General features: G+C 65.0%; 20 protein-coding genes. 6 read left to right on the plus strand and 14 right to left on the minus strand.

The window, feature by feature from the left end; genetic code table 11:
- Window positions 1-68: 68 nt before the first annotated feature.
- Together M1P90_RS32425 and M1P90_RS32430 are read right to left on the minus strand one after the other, a co-directional pair.
- Entirely contained in the window at window positions 69-2222 is a 2154-nt protein-coding gene (locus M1P90_RS32425; protein ID WP_483699968.1) for a hypothetical protein, read from the minus strand.
- A 373-nt stretch (window positions 2223-2595) separates the two neighbouring features.
- Window positions 2596-3462, minus strand: a complete 867-nt coding sequence (locus tag M1P90_RS32430) for an alpha/beta hydrolase (protein ID WP_483699969.1) — start codon at window positions 3460-3462, stop codon at window positions 2596-2598.
- Between the two features lie 135 nt (window positions 3463-3597).
- On the opposite strand from M1P90_RS32430, the gene M1P90_RS32435 reads away from it, so the two are divergent.
- On the plus strand, window positions 3598-6096 hold the full coding sequence (locus M1P90_RS32435) for an ATP-binding protein (protein ID WP_483699970.1): 2499 nt from the start codon (window positions 3598-3600) through the stop codon (window positions 6094-6096).
- Window positions 6097-6208: 112 nt separating this feature from the next.
- Complete coding sequence (locus M1P90_RS32440) at window positions 6209-7105, plus strand: NAD(P)-dependent oxidoreductase (protein WP_483699972.1); 897 nt, start codon at window positions 6209-6211, stop codon at window positions 7103-7105.
- A gap of 233 nt (window positions 7106-7338) precedes the next feature.
- Here M1P90_RS32440 and M1P90_RS32445 read toward each other — a convergent pair whose 3' ends face one another.
- Window positions 7339-8070, minus strand: a complete 732-nt coding sequence (locus M1P90_RS32445; RefSeq protein WP_483699974.1) for a ZIP family metal transporter — start codon at window positions 8068-8070, stop codon at window positions 7339-7341.
- Window positions 8071-8359: 289 nt separating this feature from the next.
- Between M1P90_RS32445 and M1P90_RS32450 the strand changes: the two genes are divergently transcribed.
- Together M1P90_RS32450 and M1P90_RS32455 are read left to right on the plus strand one after the other, a co-directional pair.
- Window positions 8360-9550 carry an aspartate aminotransferase family protein gene (locus M1P90_RS32450; RefSeq protein ID WP_483699976.1) on the plus strand — a complete coding sequence of 397 codons (1191 nt, stop codon included), beginning with the start codon at window positions 8360-8362 and terminating at the stop codon, window positions 9548-9550.
- 70 nt (window positions 9551-9620) lie between these two features.
- On the plus strand, window positions 9621-10340 hold the full coding sequence (locus M1P90_RS32455; protein WP_483699977.1) for a rhomboid family intramembrane serine protease: 720 nt from the start codon (window positions 9621-9623) through the stop codon (window positions 10338-10340).
- Between the two features lie 156 nt (window positions 10341-10496).
- On the opposite strand, the gene M1P90_RS32460 is transcribed toward M1P90_RS32455, so the two are convergent.
- Together M1P90_RS32460 and M1P90_RS32465 are read right to left on the minus strand one after the other, a co-directional pair.
- Window positions 10497-11240 carry a hypothetical protein gene (locus M1P90_RS32460; protein ID WP_483699978.1) on the minus strand — a complete coding sequence of 248 codons (744 nt, stop codon included), beginning with the start codon at window positions 11238-11240 and terminating at the stop codon, window positions 10497-10499.
- Window positions 11241-11346: 106 nt separating this feature from the next.
- Entirely contained in the window at window positions 11347-12939 is a 1593-nt protein-coding gene (locus tag M1P90_RS32465; RefSeq protein ID WP_483699980.1) for a UDP-N-acetylmuramoyl-L-alanyl-D-glutamate--2,6-diaminopimelate ligase, read from the minus strand.
- A gap of 220 nt (window positions 12940-13159) precedes the next feature.
- On the opposite strand from M1P90_RS32465, the gene M1P90_RS32470 reads away from it, so the two are divergent.
- Window positions 13160-14035 (plus strand): DUF1206 domain-containing protein, encoded by an 876-nt coding sequence (locus M1P90_RS32470; protein ID WP_483699981.1) that lies wholly within the window; start codon window positions 13160-13162, stop codon window positions 14033-14035.
- 74 nt (window positions 14036-14109) lie between these two features.
- Window positions 14110-14994 carry a DUF1206 domain-containing protein gene (locus tag M1P90_RS32475; protein WP_483699983.1) on the plus strand — a complete coding sequence of 295 codons (885 nt, stop codon included), beginning with the start codon at window positions 14110-14112 and terminating at the stop codon, window positions 14992-14994.
- A gap of 141 nt (window positions 14995-15135) precedes the next feature.
- Here the strand turns inward: M1P90_RS32475 and M1P90_RS32480 are convergent, their stop codons facing one another.
- The 9 genes from M1P90_RS32480 to M1P90_RS32520 all read right to left on the minus strand — a co-directional run bounded on the left by M1P90_RS32480 (window position 15136) and on the right by M1P90_RS32520 (window position 23322).
- Window positions 15136-15879, minus strand: a complete 744-nt coding sequence (locus tag M1P90_RS32480) for an SGNH/GDSL hydrolase family protein (protein ID WP_483699984.1) — start codon at window positions 15877-15879, stop codon at window positions 15136-15138.
- 106 nt (window positions 15880-15985) lie between these two features.
- Window positions 15986-16723 carry an HAD family hydrolase gene (locus M1P90_RS32485; RefSeq protein ID WP_483699986.1) on the minus strand — a complete coding sequence of 246 codons (738 nt, stop codon included), beginning with the start codon at window positions 16721-16723 and terminating at the stop codon, window positions 15986-15988.
- Window position 16724: 1 nt separating this feature from the next.
- Complete coding sequence (locus M1P90_RS32490) at window positions 16725-16997, minus strand: DUF2203 domain-containing protein (protein WP_483699987.1); 273 nt, start codon at window positions 16995-16997, stop codon at window positions 16725-16727.
- A gap of 247 nt (window positions 16998-17244) precedes the next feature.
- Window positions 17245-18342: a lipid II:glycine glycyltransferase FemX gene (locus M1P90_RS32495; RefSeq protein ID WP_483699988.1), complete on the minus strand. Its 1098-nt coding sequence runs from the start codon at window positions 18340-18342 to the stop codon at window positions 17245-17247.
- A 17-nt stretch (window positions 18343-18359) separates the two neighbouring features.
- Complete coding sequence (locus M1P90_RS32500) at window positions 18360-19163, minus strand: PIG-L deacetylase family protein (RefSeq protein WP_483699989.1); 804 nt, start codon at window positions 19161-19163, stop codon at window positions 18360-18362.
- Window positions 19164-19166: 3 nt separating this feature from the next.
- Window positions 19167-20081: a HEAT repeat domain-containing protein gene (locus M1P90_RS32505; protein ID WP_483699990.1), complete on the minus strand. Its 915-nt coding sequence runs from the start codon at window positions 20079-20081 to the stop codon at window positions 19167-19169.
- Between the two features lie 96 nt (window positions 20082-20177).
- Window positions 20178-22079 carry a hypothetical protein gene (locus M1P90_RS32510; RefSeq protein ID WP_483699991.1) on the minus strand — a complete coding sequence of 634 codons (1902 nt, stop codon included), beginning with the start codon at window positions 22077-22079 and terminating at the stop codon, window positions 20178-20180.
- Window positions 22076-22231 (minus strand): hypothetical protein, encoded by a 156-nt coding sequence (locus M1P90_RS32515; RefSeq protein ID WP_483699993.1) that lies wholly within the window; start codon window positions 22229-22231, stop codon window positions 22076-22078. The genes M1P90_RS32510 and M1P90_RS32515 overlap by 4 nt, the downstream gene beginning before the upstream one ends.
- 116 nt (window positions 22232-22347) lie before the next feature.
- Window positions 22348-23322 carry an ROK family protein gene (locus tag M1P90_RS32520; RefSeq protein ID WP_483699994.1) on the minus strand — a complete coding sequence of 325 codons (975 nt, stop codon included), beginning with the start codon at window positions 23320-23322 and terminating at the stop codon, window positions 22348-22350.
- Between the last annotated feature and the right edge of the window lie 123 nt (window positions 23323-23445).

Consider the following 23445-nt stretch of genomic DNA (forward strand, 5'->3'; position numbering starts at 1 on the left):
GCAGCCCGCATGCTACCACGCCGGACGGCTTTCGTCCAATTTGCGCGTTTGCAATGCGCTATGCGCCGCTAGGGCGTGCTGTCGTCGGGCGGGGCGGCGAGCGCCGTGGGCATGCCGCGCACCACCAGCCAGCGCTGGCCGTTGTGCTGCCATTCCTGGGCCAGGTAGCCGGGCAGGCCGCTGCTGGTGGGCAGCGCTTCGATGGTGGGCAGCGTTTCTGGCACCTGCATATGCACAAAGTCGCCAAAGTGGTAGCGCCCGATCTCGGTGATATTGTTGATCTGCGGCGGGTCGCGCTGGACGCGAATGGCGGCTTCGGCCTCGGCGGCGGGCATTGGGTCGGCATCCAGCAGGAAAATGTAGGGCCGGCCGATTGTGCGTGTGTCGAACCAAACCTGCTGGTAGCGCGGGGCCAGCGCAACCACGCGCTGCATTGCTGCCAGCTCTTTGTCGGCATAAAACCATGTCGATTCGGCTTCGGCGCGGTGTTCTGTGCGCAGGGCCGTGAACCACGCGCCCGCCTGCCCGGCCAGCACAAGGCACAGCGCCGCCGCGCCGATTGCGCGCGCCCAGGCCGGCGCGGGGGCGGGCAGGCGGCCAAGCGCGCGCCACCAGCCGGCCAGCCCCAGCCCAACCAGCGCGGCGTACACTGGCGCCAGCGCCGACGCGCGAAAAGCGTGCGGGTTGCCGCTGGTCAGGCTGGCGGGCAGCGGCGCGATCAGCAGCGCCAGCAGCAGAAACAGCCAAACGTGGCGCGGCACCGCCGGGCGCGGCTCAGGCGCGGGCAGCAGCAAGCCCAGCAGGCCGATCAGCGCCACGCCTTCGGCGGCGAGGGCCAGCCCGTGCCGCTGCACGCCCTGCACGATTTTGCGCAGCCCGCCGCTGCCATAGTAAAAATCGGGCTGGAAGTAGACGCGGTAGTTCGCCCACCAGAGCGTCAGCCACTGGCCGGGCGTGTCGGCGTGGAGCGCGACGAGCTGCAGGCGCGCGCTGCTGCTTGGGTTGAACAGCGTGCTGAGCGCGAACGGCAGCCACAGCAGCGCCAGCAGCGCGGCGGGCAAGAACCAGCCCAGCAGCGCGCGCGGCCCGTGGCGCAGGGCGGCCAGCGCCACGGCGGCCAGCACCAGCAGCGGCACAGCCATTTTCAGCGTTGGGTAGGCGTAGAGCGCCGGGCCAGCAGCAGCCGCCAGCCAGAAAGCGTCGCGACGGCGGCCATAGATGATCAGGCGCGCGCCGGCCCACAGGCACAGCGCGACCACCGTTGGCACCAGCGCGGGCGGAATGGCGACGCGGCTGAGAAAGACCTGCCAGGGCGAGAGCGCCGCCACCAGTGCCGCGCCCCATGCCGCGCCCGGCAGCCGCAACTCGCGGCCCAGGCCGTACAGCGCCGGCACGGCCAGCGCGCCAAACACCGCCACCACCACGCGCGCCACCAGCGGCTGCGGCCCGAACAGCGCGACCCACGGCAGCAGCAGGTAGGTCAGCAGCGGCGAAATCCAGTCGCCAAAGCCCTCGAAGGCGGCGATGGGCAGGAAGTGGCCGAGGTGATCGTGGGCGGTGTGCGCGAGGTGCCATGCATCGACCAGGCTCACGGTTTCGTCGCGGTGCATGAGCGGCGGCGCGTCGCCAAGCCAGGCGAGCCGCAGCGCCAGCCCAAGCAGCGTGAGCGGCACGAGCAGCCCATAGCCGCGCCGCATGGCCCATGCGCCAACCCAGGCCAGCGGCAGGCTCGCCAGCGCGCACAGCAGCGCCAGGCCGATTGCGCGGGTGGGCAGGCCAGAAGGCCGCGCCGCAATCGACAAGACCTGCACGCCCAGCCAGCGCCAGTCGCCGGGCGGCTGGCCGAGCGTCGAGCGCAGGCGCAGCGAGCTTGCGCCGGGCGGCAGCAGGATCGTGAGGTGCTGGCGCTGCGGGGTGACGCGGTATTCGCCCAGCGCGCCGGCATCGCTTTCCAGCCACACCTGCGCAGAATCGCGGCCGGGCCAGCTCGAAAATTGCAGCGCCAGATCAACCACGGTTGGCCCGCTGTGCGGCGCGAGCGGGAAATCAGCCTGCGATCCCGTCCAGCGCAGCGTGTTTTCGGCCTGGTACATGCCCGTTCCTGCCGCCAGCAATGGCGCGGACGGGCGCATGAGCAGCGCCAGCGCGGCACAAAACACGCCCGCCGCCAGCAGGCACAGCAGCGCGACACGGCCAAGCGGCGCTTCAAGGGCGCGTGGCAACACAAATTTCCGGCTTGCGATCATCGCCGCAGATTGTACCCGAAAACGCTCCGCGCCGTGCAGCCGAAAAGCCCTTAACCACCAAGACACGAAGGCACGAAGAATAGGATTGGAAAATTTCTGTACAATTCACAATTCGAGTTGTTTTGGATGCAGACGAACGCAGAGAATGCGGAGCAGCAGCCACAGTCATCTGTGTCTTTGCTCGGGGAAGTCGGACAGATGCCAATTTCCATCAAACCTTGGTGTCTTGGTGGTGAATTTTCGCAATCTAGTGCATTGGGAGAAAGGGGTGGGGAAATCAGGAAAGAATTTCCGCATTGTAATAACCAAACCCTATTCCCTATTCCCTAACCCCTGCGCTGAAAGCGCACTAGCGCACCACCCGCATCATGCGCAGCAGCGCGCTGCACAGCGGGCTTGTCGCGTCCATGAAATCCGCGATGGCATTGAAGTGGTGGCGCTCGGGCTGGGGAATAAATGTGCCGTCGAGCCCTTTCGCCTGCCACGCCTCCAGAAAGGCGTCGGACTGGCGGCGGAACTCGCCCGGCTCGTGCCCGCCATACGAAACCAGCAGCGGCGCGGCCCGGTCGGGCAGGTGCAGGATCGGGCTGTTGCGCAGCACTTCGCGCCAGGTGAGCTGGAGCGACTGCTGCACAAAGGTGTAGGGCAGCGGCGCGAGGTCGAACAGGCCGCTCACCACGCAGCCGCCCTTGATGACGTCGGCAGGCAGCCCGTAGTCGGCTTCCCAATCGGTTTGCATGGCCATTGCGGCCAGGTGCCCGCCGGCCGAATGCCCCGCAACATAGATGCGATTGCGGTCGCCGCCAAAGCTCGCGGCGTTGCGGTAGGCCCAGGCAACGGCGGCGCGGGCCTGGCGCACAATCTCCTCGATGGTGACATCCGGGCACAGCGCGTAGTTGACCAGCAGCGTGGTCACGCCCGCCGACACCGGGCCGCGCGCCACGAGGTTGTATTCTTTGCTCGACAGCGAGCGCCAGTAGCCGCCATGAAAAAAGATCAGAATAGGCGCGGCTGGTTGCTCGGCGCGAAAGATGTCGAGATGCTCGGCGCGGGTTGGGCCATACGGCACATCAAGATCGCTGGGCAGGTCTTCGCGCACGCGGGCGCTTTCGCGCATGTAGAAATCGATGATGGCGGGAAAATTGTTGACCGACCGCCCAACGTCGTATTCGGCGTTGAGCGCTTCCTGGCTGGTGAAATGGCGATAGAGAGCCATGAATGTTCCTCCTGTACTGATTGCGCGAGCACGATGCTGGCGTGCTATACTCGCATTGAACCAGAACCGGGGTCGCGCCGGGTCGCCCTTTGGGATACAGGAAGGCGACTGCTGCGGCCAGCCCACAGGAATGCGATGGACGAAACCACAACATCGTTTGGCTACTGGGTGCGCCGTCAGCGCCGCGCGCTCGACCTGACGCAGCGCGCCCTGGCCGAATGCGTTGGCTGCGCGGTGGCGACGATCAAGAAAATTGAAGCCGATGAGCGCCGCCCTTCGGCGCAGATGGCCGAGCGCCTGGCGGCCTGCCTCGCTATTACCGATGATCAGCGCGCCCGCTTTTTGCTGGTGGCGCAGCAGCAGCGCGCCGTCGATACGCTGCCGCTGGCCGCCGCGCCAATTCTCGCCCCTGCCGCGCTGCCGCTGGCTGCGCCCTTGCGCCCGGCCACCAGTTTTGTGGGCCGCGCCAGCGAGCTGCGCACTATCGAGGCGCGGCTGCTTCAAGAGAACTGCCGCCTGCTGACGCTGACCGGGCTGGGCGGGGTTGGCAAAACCCGGCTTGCGCTTGAAGCGGCTGCCGCGCTCGCGCCCGCCTACGCCGAGGGCGTGTGCGTGGTGCCGCTGGCCGGGGCCGAAGATGCGGCGGGCGTGGCGGCGGCGGTGCTGCGCCGGCTTGGCCTGCCGCCCGTCGGCGGTGATGCGGCCGGGCATTTGCTGCGCGCATTGCGCCGCCGCCACCTCTTGCTGCTGCTCGATACGGTTGAGCATCTGGCGCGCGACGCGGGCGTGCTGGCGCTGCTGAGCGAGCTGCTGGCCGCCGCGCCGGGCGTGGCCTTGCTGGTCACGTCGCGTGAGCGGCTCAACCTTCAGGAAGAATGGGTGCTGCCGCTTGAAGGCTTGCCGCCCGACGAAGCCGCCATCGCGCTGTTTAGCGAGCGAGCGCGGCAGGCGGGTGGCGATGTGCCGCTGGACGGCGCTACGGTCGCGGAAATTTGCCGTCTGGTAGAGGGGCTTCCGCTGGCGCTCGAGCTTGCGGCCGGCTGGGCGCAGTTCATAACGCCCGCGCAGATTGCCGCCCAGCTTCGCGCCGGGCTGCCGCCGCTGCCCGCTCGCCTGCGCAACATCCCCGAGCGCCACCGCAGCCTGCAGGCACTGTTCGACCAATCGTGGGCGCTGCTGCCCGAGCCGCGCCGCACACCGTTTATGCGGCTGGCCGTGCTGCGCGGCAGTTTCACCAGCGATGCCGCCCTGGCGGTTGCGGGCGCAGACCTGCCCGCGCTGCTTGAGCTGGTGGATGCCTCGCTGGTGCGCGCCGAGGGCGGCGACTGCTACGACCTGCACGCGCTTGCGCGCCACTACGCCGCCGCGCAGCTTGCGGCGTCAGGCCTAGCTCAGGAAGCGCAGCGGGCGCACGCCGGCTACTACCTTGCGCTGGCAGGGCGCGATGCCGGGCAGGATGCAATCGAGCGCGAGTACGACAACATCAGGGCCGCCTGGCTGTGGGCGCTGCGCGCAGGCGAGTGGGCCGCGCTGTGGTCGGCGGCACAGCCCTTGTTCGATTACTGGATGAATCGCGGCTCGTGGGACGACGGGCGCAACCTCTTGCTGCGCGCCGTGCAAGAAGCGCCACCCGACGACACACGCGGCTACGCGGTGGCGCTGGTCGCGCTGGCGACCTTGCTTGCGCGCACGGGCCACGCTGCTGAAGCGCAGCCCTATGCCGAAGAAGGCCACGGGCGCGCGCTCCAAACCGGCGACCCAAACACCATCGCGCTGGCCGAGATGCACGGTGGCCTGCTGGCCACTGATCATGCGGCGCGCGAGCGCCACTTTCTGGCCGCGCTTGCTGCGGGGCGGCAAGCGCAGAATCGCCCGCTGCTGGCACGCACGCTGATGCTGTATGGCGATTTTCTGCGCGACGCGGACGCGCAGGCGCAGGCGCATGCCGCGTACGACGAAAGCCTGGCCCTTGCCCGCGCTCTGGGTGACCACGCGCTGGCGATCTACCCGCTTGGCAACCTCGGGCGGCTGGCGCTGCTCGATGGCGCATTGGAGCGCGCCCACGCGCTGTTTGCCGAGAGCGTGGCGCTGGCGCGCGCCCAGCACGCCCCGATTGCGCTGGCCGACTGGCTGCTGCGCCTGGGCGTGGCGCAGTGCTACGCGCAAACGCCCGCCTTCGCCGCCGCAACCCTGGCCGAATGCGCGCACCTGACCGACGAGCTGAACCACTGGCGCAACCTGCCCAACGCCCAGATCTGGCTGGCAATTGCGGCGCTCCAGAACGGCGATGTCGCTGCGGCGGATGCGATTCTGCCGCTGGCGCTCGCGGAATACACTGCGCGGCTGCACGATCTCGAGTCGCTTGCGCCGCCAACCGAGCTGGCCGAGGCGCTGCTGGCGGTTGCAATGCGCCATGTGGCTGCGGCACGGTTCGCGGAAGCTGCTGGCGCGCTGGGCTGCGCCGAAACGCTGGACGCCACAACTGACCCGTTTTTCGCCGCAATGGCCGCCGCGCTGCGGGCGCGTGTCGCAGGCGCGCTGGGCGATGCCGCGTTTGCGCAGGCGCTGGCGCAGGGCCGGGCCACGCCTGTAGGCGCGCTGCTCGCCGCTTCTGCCCGCGCCAAAACCGTTTGATCGGCGCTTTGCCGGTCTGCACGGCACGCGCGCAAATATGGTAGAGTCGCCGGCACAGAAGGTGGCGACATTCCGCTGAATTGGTACGCTGCACAACAAGAAGGAGCAAGGCATGAGCGAGCGAGTGGGCTTTATTGGCCTGGGCATTATGGGGCGCGGGATGGCGCGCAACCTCCTGAAAGCCGGCTTCCCGCTGCGTGTGTGGAACCGCACTGCCACGCGCATGGACGAGCTGGCCGCCGACGGCGCGCAGCCCAGCGCGAGCCCGGCCGAGCTGGCCGGCCAGTGCGACATCATCATCACCTGCGTGAGCGATACGCCCGATGTGGAAGCGGTTTTGCTGGGCGAGAATGGCGTGATCGCGGGCGTGCAGGCTGGCGCGCTGGTGATCGACATGAGCACGATCAGCCCGCAGGCTACGCAGTCGTTTGCGGAGAAACTGGCCGCGAAGGGCGTGAATATGCTTGATGCGCCGGTGAGCGGCGGCAGCGAGGGCGCGGCCAAGGGCACACTGAGCATCATGATTGGCGGCGATGCGGCGGATGTCGAGCGCGCCATGCCGGTGTTTCAGGCCATGGGCAAAACGATCACGCACGTCGGCGGCACTGGCGCGGGCCAGACGGTCAAGCTCGTCAATCAGATTTTGGTGGTCGGCTCGATGCAGTCAATGGCGGAGGCGCTCTTGTTTGCGCAGGCTGGCGGCGTCGATCTGGAGAAAACCCTGGCGGCGGTGAGCGGCGGCGCGGGCGGCAGCTGGACGCTCAGCAACCGCGGGCCGCAGTTGATCAAGCGCGACTGGCGGCCGGGCTTTATGATCGACTTGCAGGCCAAAGACCTGCGCCTGGTGCTGGATGCCGCCGACGACCTGGGTGCGCCCTTGCCGAGCACCGCGCTGATCTTCCAGCTTTACCGCACCTTGCAGGCGCAGGGCCTGGGCGCGGAAGGCAACCACGCGCTGGTCAAGGCGCTTGAGCGCATGTCGGGCATTGAGGTCGGCGGCGAGGGTTAGAGCATTTACGATTGGCGATTGACGATTTTCGATTATCGATCAGCACATTCCAATCCTCTGTTTGCCCAGACAAAAGACGAAGGACGAATGACGAAGCGTGTTTCGTCATTCGTCCTTCGTCATAATCAGCGACGAGTTCCGAAAAGCTGTGCAGAACCAAGAAGTACACAATATAGCTTGGTGTCTTGGTGTCTTGGTGTCTTGGTGGTGAAAAACATCTCGCTTCGGACCGGCTACCCCTCGACGAAGCGCGTGACCACAAAAATGAACAGCGCGCCCAGCACCGTCATCAGGATTGTCACCGCCGAGCGGCGCTGCGAATGCGCCTCGGGCAGAATGTCGGCCGCGCTGATGTAGAGCAGAAAGCCGGCAAAAAAGCCCAGGTAGAGCGCGAGAATGCCGGGCGAAAGCTGGAAGAACAGCGTCGACAGCGCGCCCAGCAGCGGCGCGGCGGCATCCAGCCCCAGCAGCACCAGCGAGCGGCGCGTACTGTTGCGGTGGGTCAGCATCAGGCTCATGGTATTCAGGCCGTCGGCGAAGTCGTGCGCAATCACCGCCACCGCCACTGACACGCCAATCGTGCTCGAAACCTGAAAGCCCAGTCCAATCCCCACGCCGTCCATCACGCTATGGCCCACCAGCGCCAGCGCCGAGATCAGCCCAACCTGCGGGTGGTGATGCTCGGCGTAGTTTTCTTCCTGCGCGTGGTGGATGAGCGTGAGCTTTTCGGCGCTGTGAAACAGCAGAAAGCCCACCACCAGCGCAATCATTGCCCGTGTTGGGTCGAGCCCGTGCTCGGCGCTGAGCGCAAACACCTCCGGCAGAATATCGAAGCTGACGACACCCAGCAGCACGCCAGCCGTAAAGCCCAGAATTAAATGCAGATGATCGCGAAAGCGCAGCGCCAGCAAGCCGCCAGCCGCTGTGAAAACAAACGCGGTGAGCGAAAAAAACAGGACTCCCATGTGTTCTCCCAATAGCCATTGCGGCGCATAGTATACCAGAGCGCGCAGGATGTTACAGGAACGGTGCCGCGGCATGGCCGCGCCAGCGCTGGAATGGGAGCGAGTTCTATCCGCAGATTCCACAGATATGAGGAACATAATCTGCATAATCTGTGTCATCTGTGGAATGAATTTTGAGATTTTGACATGGCCCTGATGCCGCAATTGTCCCTGTGTTCCTCCCCGATGAATATGCTATACTTGCGCCTGTTTTGCGAAGCGCCGCCAGGCCCCACCACGGAGGAATGCTATGACCGCCGAGGATGTGATTTCCGCCGACCACGACTTTATTCTGCAAACCTACCAGCGCCCCGATTTCGTGCTTGAGCGCGGCGAGGGCAGCTACCTTTTCGATACCGAAGGCCGCCGCTACCTCGATTTCGTTGCCGGAATCGCAGTGAATGCGCTTGGCTACGGCGACCCCGACGTTGCGCGCACGATTGCCGAACACGCGAACGGCCTGATTCACACCTCGAACCTGTTCCATACGCGCCCTGCCGCCGAGCTGGCTGCCAGCCTGGCCGAGCGCTCGTTTGCCGATCGGGTGTTTTTTGGGAACAGTGGCGCCGAGGCAATTGAGGGCGCGATCAAGTTTGCCCGTAAGTACGCCCGCGAGCACGGCCACGAAGATAAGACGACTGTGGTGGCGTTTTCTGGCTCGTTCCATGGCCGCACCATGGGCGCAGTAGCCGTGACGCACCGCGAAAAGTATCGCCAGCCGTTTATGCCGGTGATGCCGGGCGTGCGTTTCGCGCCCTTCAACGACCTGGCCGCCGCCGAGGCCGCGATCACCGACGATGTGTGCGCCGTGCTGGTCGAGCCGGTGCAGGGCGAGGGTGGCCTGAGCACGGCCACGCCCGAGTTTCTGCGCGGCCTGCGCGCCGCCGCCGATAAAGCTGGCGCACTGCTGATTCTGGACGAAATTCAGTGCGGAATGGGTCGCACCGGCACGCTGTGGGCGCACGAGTTCTACGGCATCACGCCCGACATCATGACGGTTGCCAAGCCGCTGGGCGGCGGCTTCCCAATCGGCGCGATCCTGATGACGCAGGCCGTGGCTGATGTGGTACATGCCGGCGAGCATGGCACGACCTTTGGTGGCGGGCCGTTTGTCACTGCGGTGGCGAAAGTCGTGCTCGACAAAATTGCCGACCCGGCGTTTCTTGCGCATGTGCGCGACATAAGCGACTACCTCGACGAGGCGCTGCACGACTTCGCCAGCAGCCATCCGCAGGTGCGCGAATTGCGCGGGCGCGGCCTGATGCGCGGCATCCAGATCGACGGCTCGGCGGCGGCGCTGCGCGAAATCGCCCATGAGCACGGCCTGATGATCGCCACCGCTGGCGACGACGTGGTGCGTCTGCTGCCGCCGCTGATCATCGAGCGCGCGCAGGTGGACGAGCTGGTGGAAAAACTGGGTGCTGCCTTTTCTCAGTTATAAATGCTGAGGGTTGAGTGTTGAGTTGAAATTCGTACAACTCAACACTCAACATTCAGCATTCAACACTCACATGATCCCAATTAGCGACCGCAACCCAACGCGTAATTTCGTGTTCATCAACTATGTGCTGCTGCTGGCGAACATTGCCGTGTTTGTCTACGAGCTGCAACTGGGCGGCCGGCTCGATACGTTTATCGAGCGCTGGGGCGTGCGCTCGCCCGAGGTGATTGCGCTGCTGGGCGGGCAGCTCAGCCTGCTCCAGCCGGTGCTGCTCAAGTCGCTGGTGTCGATGTTTCTGCACGGCGGCTGGCTGCATATTATCTTCAACATGCTGTTTCTGTGGATCTTTGGCGATAATGTCGAAGATAATTTCGGCAGCTTTGGCTACCTCATTTTCTACCTGCTGTGTGGCGTTGGCGCGGTGCTGGCGCAAGCCTTCCTGACGCCACGCGCCGACATCCCCTCGATTGGCGCGTCGGGCGCGATCAGCGGCGTGCTGGCAGCCTACCTGCTGCTCTACCCGCGCGCGTCGGTGCGGGCCATCCTGCCCATCCCGATCTTGTTCCTGTTCTCATTCTTCGTGCCGGCCTGGCTGATGATTATTGTGTGGTTTGGCGGGCAATTACTGAATGGCTATGCCGTGCTGACCGATGCCGCCGAGATGACGGGCGGCGTGGCGTATGGCGCGCATGTTGGCGGCTTCGTGGCCGGGCTAATTCTGACCTTCTTTTTCCGCCGGAAACAGCGCGCGCCGCGCTACGAAAGCTACCAGTATTACCGGCAGCGCTGATCACCACGAAGGCACAGGACCGCATGAGGGTTTAGGGTCTGGGATTTTGGGATTGGGCTTGCAACAGGCGTATGCAATACTTCTCCAACGCAACCTGCAAACCTGCAACCCGCCAACCTGCGAACCTTCCAACATTCCAACCTGCAACCCGCGCATTTAATCGCCCAGCGGCGGCGGGTAGCTGCCGATGGTCGGCGTGGGAGCGGCGGGCGCGGGGTAGGGCGCGAGCGTGGGCGTTGGCAGGGCCAGGGTGGCGCGCAGCTCGTTGCCGAGCAGGCCGAGCAGAACGTTGTAGGGCGGCTTGTTCTCGGGGTGCAGCTCGAAGCGCGCGCGCTCGAACCACTGCACGGTGTACTGCCGCCCGTCGCTGAGCGTTTCGGTTTGCGGTTCGCTCAGTGGCAGGCCAAACAGCGCCAGATTTTCCGCCTCGCTCTTGCCGGCGCGGCCATCGAACTCCAGGCCGTTTTTGCGCCATGCCGCCAGAATTTCGCCACAGGCGGCGTGCCGTGTCTCGGTGAAGTAGCGGCAGCCCGCCTTGACCGCGACAGCCGCGAAGCCCAGCCAGTCGCGCCCCTGCTGCTCCAGCCGCACCGCGCCGAGCCGGCCAAGCAAGACATCGTAGGGCGGCTTGTTCTCGGGGTGCAGCTCCAGGCGGTTGCGCTCGAACCACTGCACCTGAAAGGGCTTGCCTTCAATCAGCTCCTCATGTTGCGTCGTCACCGGGTAGCCAAACACTGGCAGTCCGCCGTTCTGCTCCCAGAATGCGCGAATGCGCCCGGCGATGCAGAAGCCCGTTTCGGAGAAGCAGCGTTGCGCCGTTTGCGCCTGGCCGGGCGTGCCAAAAAACAGCGCGAGAGCAACCGAAATGGCAATCAGCGGCAGTGCGGCGCGTCGGTTCATGCGTTTTCTCCAGTTGGCGGTTGGCGGTCGGCAGTCGGCAGTCGGCAGTCGGCAGTAACGTGCGAACGTGAAACCTGTAAACCTATAACTCCAAAACCTCCGTGTCTCAGTGTCTCTGTGGTGAACTTTCGTACCCCATTGCTTGTAACACATCCCGCGCCGCGCTGGCCTCATCCCAGGGCACTTTCTCGGTGCCGTAGATAATGCAGGCCTCGTGGCCCTTGCCGAGCAGCAGCACAATATCGCCGGGCCGCGCGCGCTCAAAGGCGGCGCGAATCGCCGCAGCGCGGTCGGGGATGCTGAGCGCGGGGCAGGGCTTGCCAGCGACCTGATTGGCCTCGACTCCAGCGGCAATCTCGGCAATGATTGCCTCGCGGTCTTCCAAACGCGGGTCTTCATCCGTCAGCACGGCGAGGTTGCAGAAGCGCGCCGCCACCGCGCCCTGAATTGCGCGCTTCTCGCGGTCGCGCTCGCCGGCGCTGCCAAACACCGCAATCAGTTGGCCGCTGGTGAGCGGGCGGACGATGCCCATCAGCTTCTCGAAGGCGCCGGGCGTGTGCGCGTAATCCACCAGCACCGTGAAGGGCTGGCCCTGCTCAATGCGCTCCATGCGCCCGCGCACGCCAGGAATCGCTTCCAGCGCGGCCGCGGCGACATCGAGCGGCACGCCTTCGGCCAGACCTACGGTGAGCGCGGCCAGCGCGTTCGATACGTTGAAGTCGCCTGTGAGCCGCAGATTGAGTTCGCGCGCGCCCCAGGGCGTTGCAACGCGGAAGCGCAGCCCATGCTGGCTGGCCTGCACGTCGTGGGCGCGCACGTCGGCGGGGCTGGCGATGCCATAGGTCAGGCGCGTGGCGCTGGCTGGCGCGGCGTCGAGAAACATCTGGTGGTTCGGGTCGTCGGCGTTGACGATGGCCAGTTTTGAGCGTTGAGTTTTGAGTGTTGAGTGAGGCGTCGGCTCGCTGTTCGTCGTTGGTCGGTCGTCGGTCGTCCCTTCACCCAGCATCTCAAACAGCCGCGCCTTGTCGCGCCGGTACTGCTCGACCGAGCCGTGGAAGTCGAGGTGCTCGTGCGTGACGTTGGTGAGCACCGCCACGTCGAACTGCGCGCCGCCCAGCCGGTTCCAGCGCGCCGAAAGCGCGTGCGAAGTCGACTCGAGCACGGCGTAGTCGCAGCCGGCCGCCACCATCTCGCGCAGCATGGCCTGCACTTCGGGCGCTTCGGGCGTGCTCTGGCGCGTGTCGTTGGCCCATTGCCGCCCGGCAATCTTGAAATCGACGGTGCCCATCATTCCCGTGCTGTGGCCGCCCGCCTCCAGCACCGCGCTGGTCAGGAAGGTCGTGGTGGTCTTGCCGTCGGTGCCGGTAATGCCCACCACGCGCATCTGACTGCCAGGGTGGCCGTACCAGGCCGCCGCCAGTGGGGCCAGCGCCACGCGGGCGCTCGGCACGCGCACATAGGCCACGCCGGGCGGCAGCGCCAGCTCGGCCGGGTCGCGCTCGCCAACAATGGCAGCCGCGCCACGCGCCAGCGCCTGCGGAATGAAACTGTGGCCATCGGTGTGAAAGCCGCTGATCGCCACAAACACGCAGCCGGGCTGCACTGCGCGCGAATCGTAGGCCAGCCCGCTCAGGGCGATATCGGTCGGGCCGTGCGCCTGCGCGTCGGGCAGGCCGGCCAGAAGTTCGTGAAGCTGCATGAAAACCCCCAAGAATAGCTGCGAGCGCCCATTCTAATCGGCGCGGCGGGCGGCGTCAATCCCGCGCAGAGTGCCAGCACATGCCTGCGTCTTGCAGCCGTGTTCGCGGTTGCGTCGGCACGAAACCTGCTTGTGACTCTTTATTCATCTCCGTGCATGGTGGCCTTTCTCTGGGCGCGTCTGCGCGCATCGTGTTGAGTTAGAAACCCCACTTACCGCTATGACAGAACGTGAGTATTTCCCCGCTGCTGAGCTGCTGGCAGGAGATGATCTTGTCGAACAGATCGCGGTCGCTGGCGAACAAGCCGTTCAGCACCCCTGGTTCGACCTGTTTGCACGCTCGGGCTATGCCGCCAAAGGCGTGGTCTACTTCCTGGCCGGTAGCCTTTCGGCGCTGGCGGCGATTGGCTTGCGCCGCAAGGCGGCCAGCAGCGTCAATGCGCTGGAAGAAGTGTTCACTGGCTCGTTTGGCTATGTTGCGCTGCTGGCAATGGCGGTGGGGCTGGCGGGCTACGCGCTGCTGCGCCTGGCCCAGGCCCTGTTCGATCTGGAGCGCAAGGGCTCAGGCCTGAAAGGGCTGATAATTCGCGCCGCCTTTGTTGGCAGCGCAATCTTTTACGCCGGCCTGGCGTTTGCCACGCTGCGCCTCGCATTTGGCGGCGGGGGCGTGCCCGATGGCCAGGAAGAAGGCTGGGTGGCATGGGCATTCGGCCTGCCCTTCGGTAACTGGGCCATTGGCATCATCGGCGCGATTGTGATTGGCGTGGGCGTATGGCAGGGCTACCTGGCCTACCGGGCGCGTTTCAACGAGCGCTTTTGCTGGGACACAATGAGCACAGGCGAGCAGCGCTGGACGACCTGGATCGGGCGGGTTGGGCTGGTGGCGCGCGGCATTGTGATCACTCTAATAGGTGGGTTTCTGGTTGAAGCGGCGCTACTGGTCGATGCCAGCAAGGTCGAAGATTCTGCCGAAGCAGTGCAATCGCTGGCTGGCCCATTCGGCTGGTGGGCAGTCGCGATTGTTGCGGCCGGGCTGGTTGCCTATGGCATGTACCTTTTTGCAGCGGCACGCTACTGCAAGATCGCGCCGGAGTAGCAGGAAAGTGGTACAGAGTTTGCTAATAAGCCGTGTAGTGGGGGAGACTTTAACTTCAGGAAAGTGTGAGGACGATGGCACAGCGTGGGGTAAGCGCCGAGGCAGTGAAACAATCGGCGCAACAGGCAGTTGATCATCCCTGGTTCGAGAAGCTGGCGCGTTTCGGCTATGCTGCGAAAGGCATTGTATACCTGCTGGCGGGCGTGCTGACGGCGCGGGCGGCATTTGGCCTGGGCGGCGCTGCTACCGATAAGCAGGGCGCGCTGCGCACGATCCTGGCCCAGCCATTTGGGCGCGTTCTGCTGGTGCTGATTGCAATTGGCCTGATCGGCTACACACTCCTTCGTTTTGTGCAGGCCACGCTCGATCCCGAGCACAAGGGCAGCGATGCCAAAGGCATCGCGCAGCGTGTGGGCTATGTGCTGAGCGGGCTGGGCTATGGCGGTTTGGCAATCACTGCGCTGCGCTATGCCCAGCGCGGCGCGGCAACCCCGAGCAATACACAGGCATCCGAGCAGGGTCTGGTCGCGCGAATTTTCAGCTACCCGCTTGGCCGCTGGCTGGTTGGCCTGGTTGGCCTTGGCGTGATTGGCGCGGGCTTGCAGCAAATCTATCGCGGGTGGACATCCAACTTCAGCGAGCATATGCGCTGGGACGCGATGAGCCAGACAGAACGGCGCTGGGCCACCATTCTTGGCCGCGTGGGCCTGGCCGCGCGCGGGATTGTGTGGGTGCTGGCCGGCGGCTTTCTGGTGCAGGCGGCCCTGACGCTCAACCCGCAGCGGGTGCAGGACTCGGGCGGCGCGTTGCAGGCGCTGGCAGGCATGACGCCGCCCTGGGTGGTTGGCCTGATCGCGCTGGGCCTGGCGGCCTATGGCGTGTATATGCTGGCGGCGGCGCGCTATGCGCGAATTGTCACCAGCGCGCCACAGAAGCGCCAGACGGCGCGGGCGAGCTAGGACATTTGGGCAAATCACACGATAGTTCGAGGCCACGGAGTAAACGCTCTGTGGCCTCGGTGTTTTTGCTGTTTTGTGTGTCGCGATTCGTTTTTCCACAGGAGTACGAAGCTACACGCCCAGATTTCTGACTCCTGACTGCTAACTGCTGACTTCTGCCCTTCCTGCTTCCCCAAGCATTGCGCGCACCGTCGGCAGCATCGTTTCTGCCACCAGCGCCGCGCCAGCCGGGGCAAGGTGCGCGCCATCGCAGAGCAGACGGTAGCCGCGCTGTTGCGATAAACCGGCGTAGCTCGCGCCGCGCCACGCAATCGCCAGCGCGTCCTGCACCGGCACCCAGATGCGGTATTCTGGCCCGATGCGCGGCTCGGCCACGAGCGCCTGCGCAAAGGCTGCGCGCACATCAATCAGCGGCAGCCCCTCCTGCGCGGCAATTCCCCGAACGATGAGTGAATAGCCGTCCACCAGGTGCTGCACCGGGTCGGCGGGGTCTTCGCCGACGGTGGTAAGCGTGCACAGCGCAAGCTGCGCGTGCGTGCGGGCGCGCAGCTCGCGAATGAGCTGGCGGTAGGCGTGGATGAAGCGGCGCGGCGCAACCTGGGTATGCAGGTTTTTCAGCGCGTGGTAGTAGGCTTTGCTGGAGCGCAGGCCGTAGACGGTGGTCAGGTCGTTCAGCCCAACCATGATCGTCACCACATCGGGCTGGTGGGCGATGACATCGCGCTCGACGCGCCGCAGCAGGTGGATGACCGTGTCGCCGTTGACGCCAGCGTTGATCACGCGCACGCCGGACAGCGTTTCGCACACAATATCGACATACGACGCGCCAATCACGCCCTCGGTGATGCTGTCGCCGAAACAAACCAGGGTTTTGGCGGTGTTCATAAATTCCTCGGCAGAATAAGAGTGGACATAAACGCAAAAACTCGAAGACGGCGGTATTGTTAGCACCTTCGCGTCTTCGAGTCTTCGTGGCAATGCGCCCAGTAGCCTAAAACCAGTTATCCAGAATGGGCAGCAGCTCGGGCAGCGCGCTAATCGTAGCGTTGGGCTGCACCGCGCCAAGCGGGAACTCGCGGCTGCGCATCCACACCGCGCGCATACCAACGCCTTGCGCGCCCATAATGTCTTCGCGCGGGCTGTCGCCCACGAAGATCGCCTGCTCGGGCGTTGTGTCCAGCAGCTCCAGCGCATGGCGGAAAATGGCGGCGCTGGGCTTCCACATGCCAACCTCGCCCGAGAACAGCGGGTGCTCAACATAGGGCAGCACGCCAATGGTTTCGAGATCTTCCAGGTGCAGCTCGGCCGGCCAGATCGTGTTGGAAATCAGGCCCAGGCGGTAGCCGCGCGCGCGCAGGGCGGCCAGCGTTTCGAGCGCGCCGGGCGTGGGGCTCACACCCTGGCGCAATGGGTGGGCGTAGCGGCGCACGGCTTCCAGCAGCGCCGAATCGTCCAGCGTCAGCGCGTGGTCGGCCACGCTGGCGCGAATGAGGTCGATGGCGCGCATGTTGATCGCGCCGCCAGTGGATTGTTCCCAGCCTTCGGCCAGGCGCCTGAACATTGCCGCGACAAAATCTTCCTCGTGCGACTCGATCGGATGGCCCTGCTCGACCAGGTAGCTATACACGCCGCGCAGCCCCGGTTCTTCGAACTCGCGCCAGCTGCCGGTGCCCGGGCGCACGAAATTCATCAGCGTGTTGCCCATGTCGAAGATCACAGCGTTGGTCATATCAGCCTCCTCGCTTGGGTGTTGCCGCCGCGATGATTTGCTGCAGGTATGCCTGCCAGGCGTCGCGGTTTTCAAGCGTGACACGGCGCACGCGCTCCAGGTCGCCACTTTCGGCGGCGTCGTACGAGCGCGCCAGCGATTCCTGAAAGGCGCGGGCCAGCTCGGCCACGGCGCGGCGCATTTCGCCATTCAGCTCGCGCTGGTGGTCAAGCTCGCGCTGCAACCAGTCGATCATGCGCTGCGCTTCGCTTGGGTCGGGCAATTCGTCAGTCATTGCAATTCTCTACGACTTTTTGCATTTTCACGCTGCAATCGGTATTTCGCAGATTACAGAGAGAGTGTGTCATATAACCTAATTACTCTGGAAAATAAATCCCCTTACACTCAGCTTCCAGGAAGCTCAAGCCAGTCTTGCTTCAACATGGTAACCAGATGAGCTTCCTGGAAGCTTGCCCGTTGTAGAAAAGAACGTATTTTCCAAAGTACTCATCATCTGTGTAATCTGCGGATTAACTTCTTCACTAGCTGCCGAAACGGCGCATCCACACGCGGTAGAGCGGCGGCAGAAAGGCGTGGTCGTAGGCAGGCAGGAAGCGCACCACCTCGCTGCCAAAGCCCTTCTTGAAGCGAAACACACCATACATCGGGTCGTTGCGCGCTTCCGCTTCGAGCTGGGCGCGCTCGGTGTCGCTCCCCGCCGAAAGTGCGCGCCCAAACTGGTCGGGCACGCCCCAGAAATCGTAGGTAGTGCAGCCGCGCTCGCGCGCCCATTGCAGGGCGTGCCATTGCAGCAGGTGGTTTGCGCCGCTGCGCAACCCTTCGTCGGTTGAGCCGCCATACAGGTACAGCCCCGCGCCGGCCCAGGCAAACACCAGCGAGGCCGCCACAGTTGCGCCAGCGCGCTCGGCCAGCAGCAGGCGCGCGCACTCGCCGTGGGGGGTGCTGCGGAACTGCTGCCAGGCGCTATTGTAATAGGCGCGGCTGTGGATGCCAAACTCGGCACGCCGGCCAGTTGTTTCCATAATCGCGTAGAAGGCATCGAGGTCGGCAGGTGCTGCGCCCACGCGCACGCTTACGCCATCGCGGGTGGCGCGCCTGATGTCGGCGCGGTGGCCCTTGCTCATGCCAGCCAGCAGCTGCTCGGGCGCGGGCGCGAGCGCGAGGTGCAGGCTGGTACGCGGTTGCAGCGGCGGCGCGGGAACGAAGCCCTGCGTAAGCAGCCAGCTATGCAGCGTGTCGGCACCGGGCGCGCCTTCCAGCACATTTGGCTCCAGGCGCAGAAATACCGCCCGCGTGCGGCGGGCCAGGCGGTGCAGCGTATGGAGAAGCACACGGTTCGCGGCGGGATTGTTTTCCGCCAGCAGCGGGCCGCGCGGTACATACGCGGCGCTCAGGCCCAGGCGCGAACGGATCAGCAGTTGCGCGCCGGCGCAAGGCCCCTCTGGCCCTTCCACCAGCACGCGCTGCACCGCCCAGCCAACCTCGGCCTTGAGCGCGCCCCAGCCGCTTGATTGCAGCAGGTGGCCGTGCGGGTGGCCGTGGGTGAAGGCGTCCCAGCGGGCGGCATCGGGCTGCGTCACCGCCAGCGCGGCGGGGGCTTCAGGCTGTTGTATCGCCATATCTGCTCGTTGATATTTCAGTCGCGCGCGCGGCTGCCAGCGTGCCGCCAGATCCGCTCGCCATAGCTCGCGCCTGCCGGGCGCACGCTGTCGGCGTAGTCCTCAACCGCCTGCGCCATCCCGGCAGGGCCGCCAAACAGCACGTCGAGCTGGCTGGTGTAGGCTCCAATCGCCGCGATCTTCTGCTCCAGCGTGGCCGTAATGTCGATTGTGGTGCTGGCGAAATCCTGGCCGAGCGCTTCCAGCCGCTTTTCCAGCGCGCCGGGCTGCTGAACATACGGGTAATCTTCGTAGTAGGCCAGCCGCCCGCCAGCCGTCAGCGCCGCAATATACGTGACCTGATGGTCGACATGCCCGCCCACGCCCAGCGGCGCATAAATCGTCGCGTTTGGCAGGCGTGCGCGCAGGGCGGCGATCAAGTCGCGCAGCGCGGGCAGCAGGGTGTCGCTGCGGGCGGGCGTGCCGAACAAGGCTTCGCGGCTGTTGTAGCTGGCTGGCATGCGGTAAATTGCGTCGAGCAGGTCGGCGCGAAAGGCGTCGGCGCGGAGCTGCTGGAGCGCACCTTCGTCTTCGCGCAGGCGTGCGGCCATTGCGTCGCGCGGGTCGAGCCGCCATTCGTTGGTGTGAATGTCGTGCGCCAGCGCGCTGAAGCGGGCGTTGGGCGCGGGTGCGCCAGTGCACAGATCCACCACCAGCACGCGCTCGCCCGCCGCAGTTGCGCGCGCAATCGCCCCGCCGCACGAAAGCGCGGCGTCGTCGAGGTGCGGCGACAGGTAGACGTGCGCGTAGTCGCCGATCTGATCGAAAGCAGGCAGCAGCATCGGCTACACCAGGCTGTCGCCGAGCATCAGCTCGTCGAGCGCGTCGGTGGCGGCCTGGCGGCGGGCGTCATCGCCTTCTTTCGCAACCTGCTTAAGCAGGCGCTGCGCAGTTTCGCCGCCGATCTGGCCGAGCGCCCAGATCGCGGCCAGCGACACTTCGCTGTCTTTGTCGTTCAGCAGCGGCAGGATTTTTGGCAGTAGCGAGCGCGCATCTTCGCCCATTTCGCCAGCGGCGCGGGCGGCCTCGTAGCGCAGCGCGGGCGAGGGCGCAACCAGCGCCTGCGTGATGTTCGGCAGCCAGCGCGGCAACATCGAGCGGCCCATCGCCACCAGCGCGCTTTCACGCAATAGTTGCTCGCTGCTGCCATAGGCCTGCGCCACCTGCTCCTGAATTGCGTCGTTGCTGGCGAAATAGCCGGCCGTTTCCAGCGCGCGGCGGCGCACATCGACCGGCTGGCGCGTGTCGAGCACGGCGCGCTCCAGGGCGGCGCGCAGCGTTTGTTCGTCGCTGGCGGGCAGTTCTTCCATTTCGGCGCGGTACGCGAAGCGGCCAAGTGCCATGGCAGCAGCGGCGCGCACGCTGGCGGCCGGGTCGCTTTGCAGCGCCTTCACCAGGCCTTCCAGCACCACGCTGCGCTCGCTTTCCCACAAGCCCTCGGCGGCGGCAGCACGCACTTCGGCGTCATCATCGCCAAGCAGCCACACCAGCGCCTGCGCAAAATCGAGATCGACATTATCTTCGGCCAGTTCCACCATTGCGTGGGCGATCTCGGCGCGGCGGTGCGCGTTGATCGTCGCCCAGGCCGGCCAGAATTCGTTGTATGCATCGCCGCCCAGGCCAGAAAGCGGCTTCAGGCTGCGCATCGCCAGCTTGTGGCTGGGCGAACCAATATCGTACACAGTGTCGGCAAGAGCCATTGTTTCTCTTCCTTATAGAGTATGGAACAAGAAGCGCAGAGACGCGCCAGCGGCGCGTCTCGTCGTCCAACAGATCAATCGTGTAAGTGTGCTAGCCTACTCGTCGTCGTCATAGTCCAGGTCGTCGTCGTCTTCCTGATCGTCGACCTCAACCGGCGGCGGCGCGTAGGTCCAGGTGTCGCCATCGTCCTCGAACTCGTCGTTGTCCTTGAGCAGGTGCGCAAGGTACTCGCGCGAGGCCGGGCGCAGCGCGTTCAAGCCCACATACAGCTGGTCGAGTGTAGCGCGGTAGCGCGGCTCCGAGCGCGTACCAACCGGGTTGCCAACCGTCTCGAACACATGCTCGATCATTGCGTCGCCCTTGCGGCGTTCGTTCATCGGCAGTGACTTGAGATTGCGCAGGCGACCGAACTGCTGCTGGTTGACCAGCATGTCCTCGTCCACCGCCGCATAGTAGCTGACATTGGCGAACGCGAACTTGTTCTTCTTCTCGTCGAGCACCAGCAAGCGATCCTGCTGCTCGGGCTGCTCTTCGTAGGTGATCGTGAAGATGTGCGGCTCGGCAGTGCGGGCCAGCGTAATCTGCGCGCCCGGCACCAGGTGCTCATGGAAGAAAGTTTCCAGGCCCTGGAGCCAGCCGCCACGGTTGCCGGTTGGGAAGCGCAGCTCGGCCAGTGTCGAGGTGTAGTGCTGGGGCGACTCGATCCGCAGCACTGCGCTGCGCTGGTCGGCCAGCAGGGCGGTGGGCAGCAGTGCCGCCAGCGCCTTGGTGTAGGGCAGAATGCCATACTCCCACTCAAAGAAAGTCAGGATGTGGCTGAGCGTGCCGTTTTTGCGAATCGCGTCGGCGCTCTGCTCGGCCAGGCTGTCGTCGAAGCCTTCTTCGAGATAGCCAGTAATCTGGCCCATTTCGCTGGCCTTGACGCGCTTGGTGCCAATCGCGGGCATGCCCTTGGTCGACCACAGGCGCGCACCGTCGACGCCCACAAACTCAAAATCCTTCTCGCGGCTCAGCCGGTAGTCGAGCGCAAAGCGGAAAGTCTCGTAATCGGACTGGCGCGGGTTGTGGTAGAAAATGTCGGCAATAATCTGCGCGTCGGCCATCGGCTCGCCCGTCTCGACCAGGTAGTCGCGGATGCGGCGCAGGTCGTTCTTGCCAAAATTGTCGACTGCGGCCTCGGGGTAGGCGTCGTTGCCGAACATCACAATCCGGCGCAGCGGGTCGTTTTCGAGCGCGCTGCGGAATTGTGTGATCAGCGTCGGGCCATACTGCGCCAGCAAATCGGCCGTCGGGCGGCGCAGATCGATCTGCACACCGTTCGGCAGCGTGATCATGGTGTTCTGGATGCTTGAAGCTGCCTTTTCGGCCACTGGCGCAGCTGTTTCTTCCACGGCCTCGGCGGGCTCGGCAACCACGGCTGGCTCGGCAGCGACGGCGACGGGCTCGGCGGCCTCAACTGGCTCGGCGGTTTCAACTTCCTCCACCACTGGCGCAAGTGTCGCTTCTTCGGCAACGCTTTCGTCCACGCTTTCGCCCGGCACAATCGGCGTCAGGCCGGCCTGCTGCTGCCAGTAATCGGAAATATACACCGGCTCGACGGTGGTCAGCGCGGGGCGGGTTGTTGTCACCACCACGCTGATATCATCGACGGGCAGGGGGTTATCGGGCTCGTAGAGCCGCTGCTTGAACATATGCGTGTTTTCGTCGCGGCGCGGGCGGTAGGCGCCCATGCGCGAAATGACGTAGATCACGTCGTCGCCGCGCTCTTCGCGCGTGAAAATCGCATCGTTCTTTTTCAGCGCGGCCTCAAGCTCCTGCGCGACTTTCGCCGGGTCGGATTTACCCTGTCCGACCAAATAATCGGTCAGGTTGCCGAGTGTCTGGCGGATCGGCGCATCGACCGCGAAGAACGAGCCCTGCGCCTTCATGATCTCAAACACCTTTTCGGCCAGGGCCTTCTGCTCGGCGTTACCACTAAATGTGGGCTGATCGCTCATCCGCGTTTCTCCTCTGCTATCACCAGATCGCGCAGGATGTCGAGGTAGCGCTCAACCAACTTGGCGATATCCTGAGGCTGGCCGCTGGCGCGCAACATCTGCACCAGCTTGTCGAGGCCGGTCTCCCCAAAAAGTACGTTTTTGGCGTCCATAGCTCCCGTTATTTCTTGGCCCGAAAGCCGAAAAAGCGGCGCGCACGAAAATACGCGCACACGCAGCGCAACTAGCCGAGCATTATAGCATTGCGAGGGCGGCGGCGCAAACGCGCTTAATCGCGCATGCTTTCGAGCGCCAGCGCCAGCGCGCCAATCGAAACGCTTTCAAAGCCCAGCACCGACGGCACAATCTGCACCGGGCGCTCGATCAGCGACGACATATAGGCCGGAATGCGGGTTTTGATCGCGTCGATCAGCGCCTCACCGCCGTGGCGCGCAACCACCCCGCCGAGGATGATCATCTCGGGGTCGATCAGCGCGATGATTTGCGAAAGGCGCACTGCCAGCAGGTCAGCCGCTTCTGCAATGATCTGCGGGCCAACCTGTGGGTTGCTGAAGATCTCGCTCAGCAGATCGCTCGACTGGCCCAGCTCGCTGGCGCGCTGCAAAACCCCACCAATCGACAGGCGTTGCTCGAGCGTGCGCGGCGGCTCGTTCGGGTAAACCGGGTCGATCGCGCCGACCACGGCATGCCCGACTTCGCCGGCCATGGTTGTTGCGCCATGATGCAGCCGCCCGTTCAGCACCAGGCCGCCGCCAACGCCGCTGCTCAGGTGGAGATAAAAAAGGTTCTGTACATTGCGCCCAACGCCAAAGGTTGCCTCGCCCAGCGCGATCAGGTTGGCGTCGTTGTCGAGCAGGGTCACTGCGCCAAGCGCATCTTCGATATGATCTTTCAGTGGGAACTGCTCCCAGCCGCCAATGCGATGCGAGCGCTGGACAATCCCGCGGCGCGCGTCGACCGGGCCGGCAAAGCCCACGCCAATGCGCACCAGCCGCTCGGGCGCAACATCGTACTGGCGCATCAGTTCGTGCGCCTGTTCGAGCGAGGCCGCCAGAAGCTGGTCGGCGCTGCCGCCGCTGATTTCGCGGGAAGAGCGGTGGTAGGTATGGTTTTGCAGATCGACCAGCGCGGTGCGCAGGCCATAGCCGCCGATATCCATGCCAAGAATATAGCCCTGGCTGCCCAGAAGTCCCCAGCTGTTGTGTGCGAGCCGGTCTTGCACGAGGGGTTGCGGGTCGTTCATGGCGATCCTCTTTCTCGATGATGACGGCATGAGGGAGTGTTCGGGTGGGCGTACAGGGGCATTATAGCACACTCCTTCGCGGGGCAAGGGAAAGCCGCGCCAGAGCTGATACTGACGCGGCGT

Source organism: Kouleothrix sp. 19917, from assembly GCF_057073505.1.